Consider the following 12683-nt stretch of genomic DNA (forward strand, 5'->3'; position numbering starts at 1 on the left):
ATGTTGCGTAATGCAATTGTCTTATTAGGTGGCGGTGGACATTGTGAAGTGGTGCTGGACGCTATTAGAGAGCTGAATATGTTTGATGAGGTAATGATTAGCGACATGCCAAGTAAGATAGGGGAACGGGTTTTGGATGTTAGGATAGAATTCACCGACGAGCAATTAGAAGAGATTTACCAAAGTGGAGTGAAGTTTGCATTTGTTACGCTCGGTATGGTTGGTGTAAGCCATGCGCGAGCTAAGTTGTACAGAAGACTGAAAGAGATTGGGTTTCAATTGCCTGTGATAGTCTCTAAATCTGCGAGTGTTTCAAGGTATTCTCTTGTAGGAGAAGGTACATTTATTGGAAAGAACGCGGTTGTAAATGCGGGAGCGAGAATTGGTGAAAATTGCATAATAAACACAGGGGCTATTGTTGAACACGATTGTGTGATTGAAGCGCACAGTCATATTGCTCCAGGAGCGATATTGTCTGGCGGAGTGCATGTCGGAGAAAATTCATTCATTGGTGCTGGTGCGGTGGTGTTACAAGGTGTTCGAATCGCACCTCATGTTTTGATTGGTGCTGGAGCGGTTGTATTAAAGGATGCGGATATTGAAGGTGGAGTGTATGTAGGCAACCCAGCGAGATTGATCAAAATCAATGATAGCTTTGCAGGGTATGGAAGGTGATAGGTTGAGTATTAAGCAGGACGAGAGAGTTAGAGAAATAACGATTCCACATGATGCTAAGATATTCGAGGCTTTGAGAAGGATGGATTCAACGAATAGAAAACTTCTTATTCTTGAAAGGAATGGGAAATTCTTTTCTCTCCTAAGTATTGGAGATATACAGCGTGCTATCATTCGAAATGTTAGCTTAGACACGCCTGTTTTCAAAATTGTCAGGCAGAACATACGGGTTGCAAATGCTACTGACAGTTTTCAAACGATAAAAGACATGATGTTTGAGCACAGAATGGAATTTTTACCAGTTATTGACAATGGTGACATTGTCAGTGTTTACTTTTGGGAGGATGTATTTGGTAAATCGCAAGTAAAGACAAAAGGCGAGATAGATGTTCCTGTAGTTATAATGGCAGGAGGAAAGGGGACGCGTTTAAAGCCAATAACGAATGTTATTCCTAAACCTTTGATACCAATTGGTGAAAAGACGATATTGGAAATGATAATAGATAGGTTCCACAAATATGGAGTAAAAGATTTTTATATTTCTCTTAACTACAAAAGTGAAATGATTAAGTACTACTTGGGAAATTTGAATCTTAATGATATAAATATTCACTATTTAGAAGAACAGGCACCACTTGGAACTGCGGGCAGTCTCTCGCTACTCAGAGAGAAAGTCGAAGGTAGATGTTTTGTCACAAATTGCGATATTCTTGTTAATGAGGACTACAAAGAAGTACTTGATTACCATATTGAAAGCAAAAGCTTACTTACGATAGTTGGAGTGATTAAGACCGAGACTATTCCATACGGGCTAATTGAGAGTGATGAGAATGGAAGGGTTATTTGGATAAACGAGAAGCCAACAAGAAGTTATGTTTTCAATTCTGGTATGTACGTCATCGAGAAAAGAGCTCTGGAGTTTATACCGGAAAATAGATATCTCAACATGACTGACTTGGTAACAGCACTGATAAGTGCCGGGGAAAAAGTCTCGTATTTTCCAGTCAGTGAAAATTCGTGGTTTGATATTGGTGAGTGGGATAAGTACCTTAAAACGTTAGAAAACTACGAACTGGTTAAAAGATTTTTTGAAAATTGGTAGAGAAGTATGGATAATATAGCCTTGACTAAGAATTAAACTTTGGAGGGTATCGCATGCCGGGATTCTTTTGCGAGATACGAAGCGGTAAGTTGAATAAGCAATTTTCATCGGTTGTCGATAGTCTAAATCTATTAGTTGAAAGTACCGAGGGAAATGGCTTCTACGTTGAGAGGAGAACTGTTAGAAAGTTCCTGAATGATAAAGTTCTTTGGAATGACGAGAGGTATTTAATTCTTACCGAGGGTGTCATTCTGAATTCCAAAAGCCTGATCGAGAAATATGGAAAGAAAAATTTTAGAGACACAGTGGTTGAGATGTATGAGAAAAATGGAGAAGCATTTTTCAACGAATTCAGAGGAAGCTTTTCGGGAGTACTATATGACAAGAAATTAAATAAGTGGCTTATCTACACGAATCACGTGGGTGACAAATGGGTCTTTTATTCTGTATTGGAGGACGGTATTGTTGTTGGTTCTGAACTGCCGTGGGTTGTGTCGTATTTGAAGAAAAATGGGATAAGATATAGCTTTGATGAGTTTGGAGCGTACTGTCTTCTGACGTACGGATACATGCTGGAAGATTATACGCTAATCAAAGAGGTAAAGCGCCTTTTACCTGGACACTATATTAAGATCGAAAACGGTAAAGTAACGGTAAATCAGTATTTCAAGCTTGACAATACGCCAGACGAAACGCAAAGCGAAGAAGAGATTATCGAAAATGTGGATAGGCTTTTTAGACGCGCAATTGAGCTGGAATTTGAAAAGGATAGGGAATATGGCTACAAGCATATTGCTACGTTGAGCGCAGGTTTGGACTCAAGAATGGTAGTGTGGGTTGCGCATGAAATGGGATACACAGAACAGCTGAACGTGACTTTTTCGCAGACCAATTATTTGGATGAGACAGTAGCGAAGAAGATAGCAAGCGACTTGAAACACGAATGGCTATTCAAGTCTCTGGATAATGGAATATATCTTAAGTCTGCAACAGAGATGATAGATATAAATGGTGGTTTGGTTCTTTACTCAGGTTCGGCGCACACAAATAGTTGTGTAAAACTCATTAACTTTTCCAATTTCGGATTGTACCACACAGCACAACTTGGAGATGTGATTCTCGGAACGTATTATGATGCTGAAAGTCCCAATGCACCATACGTACCTGGCACAGGTGCATATTCGAAAGAATTGGTGGCAGAAAATGAGCAGAATTACCTCAAAATGAAATATGAAAATCTGGAGATATTCAAGTTTTACAATCGAGGCTTTAACGGGATACTTTCCGGAAACTTGCCAGTGCAAAGATGGACGGAAGTTACTTCACCTTTCTTAGATGTAGACTTTCTAACATACTCTATCACAATTCCGTTGAAATATAGATACGACCACAGAATTTACAAAAAGTGGATTTTAAAAAAATACCCTAAAGCAGCTGAGTATGTATGGGAGAAGATACAAGGGCGAATAACAGAAAGGGTTTATAGCATGATGGGCTACAAGTTTACACTGAGAGGATTGTACAGAAGGGCTATAAGCAAGTTGCTTTACGGAAGTTCTTCAAACTCAAAGTGGCATATGAACCCGTTTGAGTACTGGTATAGAACAAACGATGATTTAAAAAACTATTTTGAGGAGAGATTCAATAACGTAATTTCGATCGTACCTAACTGTGTTAAGGTGTTTCCTGACCACAATTTCAGAGATTTAATTGGTAAACTGTTTTACAACTATGGAGTTGTTGAGAAAACACAAGCTTTGACAATACTTGAGGCATGGAGGTATTATTTTGAAGACTTGGTTTAACAAGAAATGGGGCAGAGAGCTTGCGTTTTTGGTTAAAAACGGTTTTATCCATATTTTCTCTGCAAATCTCATAAATAGAATAATTCAGTTCGGTATTTCCGTAGTAATAGCAAGAATAATTTCAAAGGAATCGTTTGGTCAATTTTCATATGCGTTGAATATTTTGAATTTCTTTCTATTGTTAGATGGCTTGGGCGTTAGTTCGGGGTTGCTTCAGTTTGGAAGCAAGGCTAAGGAGAATAATGAAGCTCTTTCATTTCTTAAGTTTTCATTACTTGTTGGAGCAAGTTTCAACATATTATTAGCTCTTTCGATATTTGTTTTTACAATCTTTTTTGACCTTCCTATAGCTGGAAGCAGGAGATTCTTACAGATGCTTTCATTTTTACCATTTGTCACTGTAATTTTTAACGTCTTCCAATCTTTTACAAGAGCAAGGTTAATGAATAAGCAATTTTCAATTTTAACGGTTTTCAATACCATGATGCTTTTTGTCTTTACAGCAGTATGGGGATTATTGTTTGACGTAACCGGTCTCGTTGCTGCAAGGTATACCGCTTTTATGTTATCAATCTTTCTCGCTTTGGGCTTGTTGAGATATCAGCTCACTGGATTCAAGAATGTAGATATTCCTGAAAAAAATATCCAAAGGAACTTTTTGACATTTTCCATAGTAAGTATGTTGACAAACAGTATCTCACAGACTTTATACTTGATAGATACTTTCCTGATAGGTTTAATGATACGCTCAGAGACGATTGTAGCAACATACAAGATATCCACATTAATACCATTCTCGTTATACTTCATACCAATGTCGATAATGACGTTCGCATATCCATATTTTGCGAAGTACAGTGATGACAAGATGCTTGTCAGGCATTATTATAGAAGACTAACATGGGGATTATTTGCATTAAACTCAGTGATTAGCCTGTTGCTGATAGCATTCGCTCCTTTTGTCATTCGTTTGGTTTTTGGCTCTAACTATTTGGATGCGGTTGTTCCATTCAGAATATTGTCGTTTGGTTACCTGATAGCTGGCACATTTAGAATACCTTCAGGGAACTTAATTGCAAGTCTTGGAAAAGTGAAAGTTAATTTCTATAATGCGATTATCAGCGGTATTGCAAACGTTATTTTAGACATATTGCTGATAAAATATTACGGAGCAATGGGAGCAGCAATAGCAACAGTTCTTATTTTTGTGATATCATCTTTTGTTTCTGGATGGTATTTAAACAAATATCTAAAAGTTTAGGCGAAGTTACATGATTTGTATCTTTTTCAATCTTTTTTCATCACGATCTTATTGTAAAGTGATTTCATCTTTCACTTTAAAGGGGTGACGAAATTTGAAGTTAGTTTCATTAGTTGGCGCACGACCACAATTCATCAAAGAAGCAGTGGTGCATAGGGAATTGAAGAAGTATACCGACATAACCGAAGTGCTTGTACATTCCGGGCAGCACTACGATTTTAATATGTCGGATGTATTTTTTGAAACGCTTGAGATAAAGAAGCCTGATTATTACCTGAACGTTGGCTCGGGATTACATGGGGAAATGACTGGGAAGATAATGATTGAGTTTGAGAAGGTAGTGTTAAAAGAAAAACCAGACATGATATTGGTGTATGGTGATACAAACACGACACTCGCAGGAGCGATAGTTGGAGCGAAGTTGAAGATACCGGTAGCGCATGTTGAGGCGGGGATAAGACAAGAGCCGAAAGATATGCCAGAAGAAATAAACAGGTATTAACAGACCACATCTCAAGTTTGTTGTTCTGCCCAAGCGAGCTGGCAGTGAAGAATTTGGAAAGAGAAGGAATAACGAAAGGTGTATACTTTGTAGGGGATGTGATGTACGATTTATACCTTGAGATGGAGCCGAGGTTTAAATATGAAGTATATGAAGAGCTAAAGTTGAAAGAAGGGGAATATATAGTCGTAACGATGCACAGGGATTTCAATGTAGATGATAAGGAGAAGCTTGAGGAAATCCTTAAGCAACTAAGAAAGATAGCCAAAGAAAAGCAAGTGGTATTTCCGATACACCCGAGGACAAGAAAAAGGGTAGAGGAGTTTGGGTTGCAGAATTACTTGAAAGACATAACGGTGATAGAACCAGTAGATTATTTGAATTTGATGGGTTTAGTGAAGAGATGTTGGAAAGTGATAACAGACAGTGGAGGATTGCAAAAAGAGGCATATTTTGCGGGAAAACAAGCGGTAGTGTTGATGCCCGATACTGGGTGGAGAGAGTTAGTTGAGATTGGGTGGAATAGATTGGCTAATGAAGAGAATTTGTACCAATCAGTTATGGAAGATAACTATAGAGATTTTTCAGGTGGGGTATATGGCAAAGGTAACGCTGCAGAATTGATAGTCGAGATACTTTGTAAAACTTTGAATAGATGATTTGATAGGAGTGGAGTTCTTAGATGAAGGTGCTTGTTATCGGTTATACACATCCTAAATATGATAAGCGTGTTTTCAGAACTGTTCAAACATTTGCGAAAAAGAACGAAGTCATTTATCAATACCTATCAACGAAAGAAGAAGTGAGTTACACGGAAAAAAATATTACGTATATCCCTTTATTGTATGGAAAGATACTTGAAAAGAAGAATTTCTCCGAGCTTTTGAAAGAGGCTTCAAAGAGACTAACATTCGACAAAGCTGTTTTGGACTTGATAGCAAAAAGTGATTATGATATTGCTTACTTTCATCACTTCCTGCCAACTAAGCCAGTCAAAGCTTTTAAGATTGCTAAAAAAAGAGGAAAAAGGATAATTTTTGATATCCATGAGTACCATCCAGAGAATTTTCTAAAGACACTTTCGGGATTTTCCAAGAGAATAATTGAAAAGATAGCTTGGAACTTCTTCAAGAAGCAGATAGAGCTATCTGACAAGTTGATTTTCGTTTCCGAAGAGACGATGAGCGACATCTTCGAAAAAGTTGAATTCAGAAAACCGGCACTTGTTCTTCCAAATTACGCAAGTTTATCAGTTGAGCCGACCGAGAAGCGTAAGGAAATTGTCTTTGTGGGAAAGATTCAAAGAGGCATATCCAAAGAGAAAGAAATATTAAGAAAGCTGAATGATTTAGAAATCAAGTTCAAGGTCATTGGTATTAATTCCGACATTTTCAAAGACATCCCGCACGAATACACGAGCTTTCTGCCGTACGAGCAGATGATGATGGAGCTTTCAAAGTCGATGTTCAGCCTTATATCTTTCTCGACTACAGGAAATGAGACTTACAAGAACGACATCTTCTCGCTGCCAAATAAGTTCTACGATTCAATCGCTGCAGGAACGCCAGTAATAGTCAAAAATACGTTCGTCTCTATGGTGAAACTGGTGGAGAAGTACGGAATTGGTGTTGTGATTGACCCAAGTGATGTGGAAGGCTCGGTGAAAAAGATACTTGATGCGTTTGAAAACTATGAGTATTACAGGCAGAATGTAGAGAAATGCAAGCACCTTTTTGTATGGGATGAAGAGAAGGAAGGAGAGTTCTTAGAGTTCGTGTTTAAAGATTAGGAGTAACTGAAACTATGCCGAGTTTTGAAACATCAACTATTCAGTTTTTCCTAAGGTCGTTTAGATTTAAGTATATCATTGAAAAGAGAATAGCTGACGGTTCGTTGAAGAGGGAACCTGCCAAGCCGATGAAGAAGTTATTTAGAAAATTCAGCATAGAAGAATTTACTCTGCTTGGTCGGTGTGTATGGGCAGTTGCACAGAAAATTTCAGAACCACACTTTGTGGTTCTTTTTTTGCACGGCGGGGAGTATGTGGGGAATGTGTCAAAGCAGCATTGGGATTTGGTTGGAGAATTAGTTGATAAGTTGAACGCTCTTGTCGTTGTTCCGGATTATCCGCTTGCGCCCGAGAATACGTGGAGAGAGACGTATGAATTTGTAGATAGGCTTTATGAAGTGATGCTAGAAAAATATTCAGACAAGAAATTTGTTTTCATCGGCGATTCGGCTGGTGGCGGACTGGCGCTTGGATTTGCTCAGAAGCTGAGAGATGAAAGTAGAAAGTTGCCTGAGCACATTGTCCTCTTCTCGCCTTGGATTGATGTGAGTATGGAAAATCCTGAGATTGGAAATGTTGAGAGTAAAGATGTGATTTTGACAGTCAAGGGCTTGAAAGCAGCAGCTCAGCAGTACGCTTCTGGGCTGGAATTGAAAGACTGGCACGTTAGCCCGATTTATGGAGATTTTCATGGCTTTTGTCCGGTGAGTATATTCACGGGTACACACGATATCCTCAATCCAGATGCACGAAAGCTGAGAGATAAGCTTAGAGAACAACGGGTTTTATGCAATTATTTCGAGTACGACGGCTTGTTCCACGACTGGGTGATTTTGACATTTCTTAGGGAATCGAAAGATGCTTTGGAAAAGCTTAAAAACATCCTGAGCGGGTTGTAGCCTCCATCACCACCGATTTGAGAGTAAGTTTTCCCCTATAAGTTCCTCTCAATTTGCTCGTCCTCATATTGTAAATCGTTCTGCGTCAGAACGAATTTGCCAAGATTTCGTTTCATTGCAGAACAGAATTTATAAATTTTCTCGATTTTCGTTTTGTTATAGAACGATTTTATGCAAAAATCGTTTCAACGTGAAACGATTGCTGAAGATTATTTATTTATAAATTTTCTAAGCCAGAAATGATTTTTCTGGTTCACAGTGGCAGTGAAAAATGACCTGCGCAAAGGTCAAGTTTTGCAGTTTTTGACCTATGGACAGGTCAATACGCCGAAAATTGCGCAACGAGTGCTTACATAGTGCATCCTTGGTGTTTTGTTTGGTTAGGGAGAAAAAGTAGAAATAAAAAGCTTGATCATTAGGACAGACAAAACCAATGTAGTGTGGGTTGTCCATACAAAATTGATGCATCATTTATGTTGGCTGATGCATCATCTTGTGTCAATGATGCATCACGATTTGTGGTAAGAATACTCTCGTTTTTCTATTCTTAGGAAAGGCATTGTTTTGATTCGAGGATTTATTGATGCTACAAATTGGCGGGTTTTGTAGGACTGTTATCACACTTGGTTGGTTTTTGTAAAGTCCACTTTATAAATTCCTACCAATTCGAATTGGCAGGTTCTTTACAATGACAGTGAAGAAGGAAGGTTTGTTAAAGACGATTTTTTGGTATAGGATGACACGTGTCAGAATCTATTTAACTAAAAAACACGGGCGGAGGATAAGGAGGAGGGGGCGCCCGTGTTTTCAAAATTGTCTTTAGTTATTTTCTCAACGCGTCTTCGAAGATGGTAAGTATGAATTCGTCGTATGTATAACCTGCAGCCTGCGCCATTTTGATTATGTCTGAATAGTTTGGCGTGAGCATTGGCAATGAGTTTGCTTCCAAGAAGTATATTTTGCCATCTTTTACTCTTAAATCCATTCGAGCGTAGTTTCTAAGCCCGAGGACTTTGAATGATTTCAATGCGTAGTGTTCGATTTGTGCTTTCAGTTCTTCCGTGAGTTGCGCTGGGCAGATGTAGGTTGTCTGTTCTCCGTATTCGTGTTTGACACGATGTGAATAGAATCTTTCGAGCCCTTCCGGTAGCGATGAGAAGTCTATCTCGAGTATTGGCAAGACTTTACTGCCGACTATTCCTATGCTGTATTCTCTGTCTCCTTCGATAAATTGTTCAACCAAAGCTGGTTGTTCAAACTCTTTGTGTACTCTCAGAACCTTTTCTTTCAACTCTTCGTGGTTATGCACAACAGAATCGGCGTATATGCCTTTTGCACTCCCTTCTTTCACCGGTTTGACGATTGCTGGATAAAAATCTATTTCAGGGACTTCTTCATCTAAGTCAACTGAAATGAAGTCAGGCGTTGGAATGCCGAAGTGTTTGAGAATTATTTTGGTTTTAAGCTTGTCGATGCACAGTGCATGAGCGGCAGCTGACGAGCCGGTGAATGGGATTTTCAATACTTCAAGTATTGCGGGTACGTGCATCTGTTTGTATGCCGTTGAGAGGTTGAAAACGGCATCGTATTTTTTTACCTTTTCGCAGAAGTTATCTTCAAAGGCGACTGGTTCTGCATCGTATTTTTTTGAAAGCGCTTCAGAGACTGATTGGACCATCTTCCAGCGCTCGTTGTCGAGATTTGATTTGTCATATGCTATCGCTATTTTCAACGTCAGCCACCTCCGAAAGGATATTCTCAAGCCTGACTTCTTCAGGTAATGGCCTGCCGAATTCATCAACAGAACGGGCTATGCCGTCGATAATCTTTACTTTTACTTCGCCTTTTGCGACTGAGAAGCTCTTAAGTGCAGGAGCGTCTAAGATGCCAAGTCTTACTGCTTCATAAAGCGTATCGGGGTCGGCTAATGCATCTTCGCTTCCGCCTTTGAGTTCTTTTATAGCTTCGATTATTGCCATCGCTTCTTGCATTATTCTGTTCTTTTCTCTTCTGACCCATCTGTCGGCAAGTGGGTCAGGTGTGCCACGCATCGCAAGGCTTATCGCACGCTTTGCCATTTTCACGCTTTCGATTATCTCTTTGGCTGTGGCTCTCTGGATTGCTTCTGAGTAAGCTACAACGTGAACTATGTGAGGCTCTAATGCCCAACCGTAGTACATTGAAACACTGAGTTGAGCCATCGCTGCGTGCGGGTCCGATGGCATCGACATCAAACCGGTGCGAATCATTCTGTAGATTTTGAAGTTCTCGTCTTGGAGCGGTTCTATAAGCTCGCGTTTAGCAAGGTTTTTCGCAAGGTCTCCTTTTGGTGAATAACCGTTCGGTGTTTCGAGCATGAATTGCTGGACATAGTCTCTAACGCCTAATTTTTTTGCTACAAAAGCTGTTATGTAAGTCATTGCAACTTCGACTGCATCGTGAGCATATCTCAAAGCCCATTGGTGCGGATCGTTGATTTCAACAGGTACGCCGTGCTTTGCATTCCACCTTATGGCTTTCATATTTTCTTTTATCGCTTCCCTAAGCGGTCTGTCTGAACGCCTGTCGAGGTCACTATACCACATCAATGGTATAGCTGCCCAAGCGTTGTTAATAGTCTCTTTCAGTAATTTTGAGAATTCAAGCAAGTGCGTTGTGCCTGAATAACAGCGTACTAGTGGATAATTACCTCTTCTTGACGCTTCGTACAGCCTCACGAAATCTTCCCTTTTCCTTATTGGCACACCGCCAGCGCCATCTTGTGCCGGGTCCATCTTCTCAGGTTCGAAAAAGTACTGTTGACAATTCTGATCAGGCGCAATTGAGATAATGTCAAGTTGTCCCGATTCAGCAAGTTTTCTGATTTCTTCCTCAGTCTCTTCTAATGTTTGCAAACCTATGTGATGCCTTATCAATGGGAACGGTGCTTTGAACTTCACACGTTCAGATAAGGTTTGTGGATAGGTTACATCCAAAAACTCTGCACGAACGGTTCCTCTCAGGAACATGACTACGTCTTCAAGCTCTTCAGTTCCGTCGAATACGTGCTTGATAAATCTGAATTCTTTAGCTACCTTTCCAGTTTCATACGCCCCACCGAAAATGTATAGTTTGTCTAACAATTTTCTTTTCTTGAGCATCTTTTCAAGTTTTCTTAAGAGTTTTCGCAATGGTTCTGCGCCGAGTCTGTAACTTAGCGCGACTATATCCGGATTTTCTTCTTCTATAGCTTTCACCAAGACTTCCAGAGGTACTGCAGAACCGAGATATATAGTCTCGTACCCATTGTCTTCTGCTAATCGGAGGAAGTTGAATAACCCGGCGTTGTGAACGCAACTTCCTATCGCAGCGCCCAAAATTCTCATATTCCCACCTCCATGATCCTTTTAACTTCTTCTGGACTCTTGCCGAGAAGTCCAAGTTTTTCAAGCGTGCGACCCTCTTTTCTGAAATCACGTCCCAGCATTACTGATGCTAATGAAATAATCGTGTCTATTGTTGGTGTTCGAACGCCTGTAACTTTGCCGAATTCTGAAATCGGCACTAAGCTCATTGGCACGTCCTCGAGTATGTAGCGGTTATCAATCGAACTTGGTGCCTTTATACCCTTGTAAGCTTTGTTCAGTTGCAACGCTTCGTATAGGTCTTCCCCCTCCACACTGTAAGCATATTTGAGCCACTCGAGTGCACTCATGGTTTCTAATCCAAAAGATTTGGCAACCGCACATCTTTCATCATCAATCGCCTGTAAAACTTTAGCTACACTCGGCGATATCCCGTTTGTGTAAAATTCAAAATCACCCGATGTTGATTCAATCCATCCAGCGTTCAGCAAGACGCTTGCAGGATGGAAAACAGCCCCTATGTTTGCAAAAGAAGTGTGAAGCGTGTTTGGAACAATTCTGAATTCCGGAAGCACTTTTTCAATTGCATCTTTGAGTATAGTATTTTTCTGAGCGGGAAGTGCGGCAACTGGCACGGCATTCTTAACTCCAAATATCTTTACAACTCCCGGACCGGTTATGCGTGAAGCGAAGAGGAACGTCTGAGCCTCTGCTACTGTGATGTCTTTATCAACACCAAATTGCTTCAAAGCAGTGTAGAACTCCAAAGCACCAGCGGTCCTGCCTGGGTTCAAGATTATTATCTGTCCGTCTTCTAAATATGGGGCTAACTTTAAGGCAATCTCTCTGTGGGCAAAAGCGGGAAGCACTACCAAAAGTAACTGCCTGCCTGATATTGCTTCTCTTAGGTCTGTTGTAGCGAAGGAAATATAAGTTATGCCTGATATAGAACCTTGCAACTCAATTTTTTTGGTTTTTATAATCCTTTCAATTCTTTGCTCACTTCTGTTGTACAATGAGACATCAAATCCTCTTAAAGCAAGTACTCCAGCAAGCGCCTGACCGCCATTACCGCCTCCTATGATACATACTTTCATCAATACCACCCCTTTCTTAGGAGCAGAGGCGGACCGCTTACTAATTATATACTAAAATTACAAAATTGTCAACGATGTGCAAAAAACATATTATGTATGCGAATTTCCGCACTTGATAAATATGTAACAAAATATCGGATTTCTAAAACGGCTTAAATAAAGGCAAATAAAAAAGCCTCCGCAAAATTTTGCGGAGGCATTCTCCTTAA

9 protein-coding genes and 1 pseudogene are annotated in these 12683 nt (G+C 39.9%); 7 read left to right on the plus strand and 3 right to left on the minus strand.

The window, feature by feature from the left end:
- The 7 genes and pseudogenes from IB67_RS01540 (at position 1) to IB67_RS01570 (ending at position 8033) form a co-directional block, all read left to right on the plus strand.
- The gene (locus IB67_RS01540) at positions 1-675 is read left to right on the plus strand and encodes an acetyltransferase (RefSeq protein WP_498875506.1); all 675 of its coding nucleotides are present in this window, start codon (positions 1-3) and stop codon (positions 673-675) included.
- Positions 676-679: 4 nt separating this feature from the next.
- Positions 680-1777, plus strand: a complete 1098-nt coding sequence (locus IB67_RS01545; RefSeq protein WP_498875367.1) for a nucleotidyltransferase family protein — start codon at positions 680-682, stop codon at positions 1775-1777.
- Positions 1778-1830: 53 nt separating this feature from the next.
- Positions 1831-3582 (plus strand): asparagine synthetase B family protein, encoded by a 1752-nt coding sequence (locus tag IB67_RS01550; protein ID WP_498875368.1) that lies wholly within the window; start codon positions 1831-1833, stop codon positions 3580-3582.
- Positions 3566-4843 (plus strand): oligosaccharide flippase family protein, encoded by a 1278-nt coding sequence (locus IB67_RS01555; RefSeq protein WP_498875369.1) that lies wholly within the window; start codon positions 3566-3568, stop codon positions 4841-4843. The genes IB67_RS01550 and IB67_RS01555 overlap by 17 nt, the downstream gene beginning before the upstream one ends.
- Positions 4844-4937: 94 nt before the next feature.
- Positions 4938-6004: pseudogene (gene wecB / locus IB67_RS01560) on the plus strand (non-hydrolyzing UDP-N-acetylglucosamine 2-epimerase).
- Between the two features lie 23 nt (positions 6005-6027).
- On the plus strand, positions 6028-7134 hold the full coding sequence (locus tag IB67_RS01565; protein WP_498875370.1) for a glycosyltransferase: 1107 nt from the start codon (positions 6028-6030) through the stop codon (positions 7132-7134).
- 14 nt (positions 7135-7148) lie between these two features.
- Positions 7149-8033 carry an alpha/beta hydrolase gene (locus IB67_RS01570; RefSeq protein WP_498875371.1) on the plus strand — a complete coding sequence of 295 codons (885 nt, stop codon included), beginning with the start codon at positions 7149-7151 and terminating at the stop codon, positions 8031-8033.
- A gap of 823 nt (positions 8034-8856) precedes the next feature.
- Here the strand turns inward: IB67_RS01570 and IB67_RS01575 are convergent.
- From IB67_RS01575 to IB67_RS01585, 3 genes are read right to left on the minus strand one after another with little or no spacing between them, the layout of a single operon-like run.
- Positions 8857-9765, minus strand: coding sequence for a D-alanine--D-alanine ligase family protein (locus tag IB67_RS01575; RefSeq protein WP_014451306.1), 909 nt, complete (start codon positions 9763-9765; stop codon positions 8857-8859).
- Positions 9743-11398, minus strand: a complete 1656-nt coding sequence (locus IB67_RS01580) for a cobalamin B12-binding domain-containing protein (protein ID WP_014451305.1) — start codon at positions 11396-11398, stop codon at positions 9743-9745. The genes IB67_RS01575 and IB67_RS01580 overlap by 23 nt, the downstream gene beginning before the upstream one ends.
- Positions 11395-12474 (minus strand): NAD/NADP-dependent octopine/nopaline dehydrogenase family protein, encoded by a 1080-nt coding sequence (locus tag IB67_RS01585; protein ID WP_014451304.1) that lies wholly within the window; start codon positions 12472-12474, stop codon positions 11395-11397. The genes IB67_RS01580 and IB67_RS01585 overlap by 4 nt, the downstream gene beginning before the upstream one ends.
- Between the last annotated feature and the right edge of the window lie 209 nt (positions 12475-12683).

Source organism: Fervidobacterium riparium (assembly GCF_025370035.1).
GTDB classification, from domain to species: domain Bacteria; phylum Thermotogota; class Thermotogae; order Thermotogales; family Fervidobacteriaceae; genus Fervidobacterium; species Fervidobacterium gondwanense.

Coding starts and splice junctions, on each gene's coding strand:
- IB67_RS01540 (WP_498875506.1), top strand. CDS start 1: ATGTTGCGTAATGCAATTGTCTTATTAGGTGGCGGTGGACATTGTGAA.
- IB67_RS01550 (WP_498875368.1), top strand. CDS start 1,831: ATGCCGGGATTCTTTTGCGAGATACGAAGCGGTAAGTTGAATAAGCAA.
- IB67_RS01565 (WP_498875370.1), top strand. CDS start 6,028: ATGAAGGTGCTTGTTATCGGTTATACACATCCTAAATATGATAAGCGT.
- IB67_RS01570 (WP_498875371.1), top strand. CDS start 7,149: ATGCCGAGTTTTGAAACATCAACTATTCAGTTTTTCCTAAGGTCGTTT.
- IB67_RS01580 (WP_014451305.1), bottom strand. CDS start 11,398: ATGAGAATTTTGGGCGCTGCGATAGGAAGTTGCGTTCACAACGCCGGG.
- IB67_RS01585 (WP_014451304.1), bottom strand. CDS start 12,474: ATGAAAGTATGTATCATAGGAGGCGGTAATGGCGGTCAGGCGCTTGCT.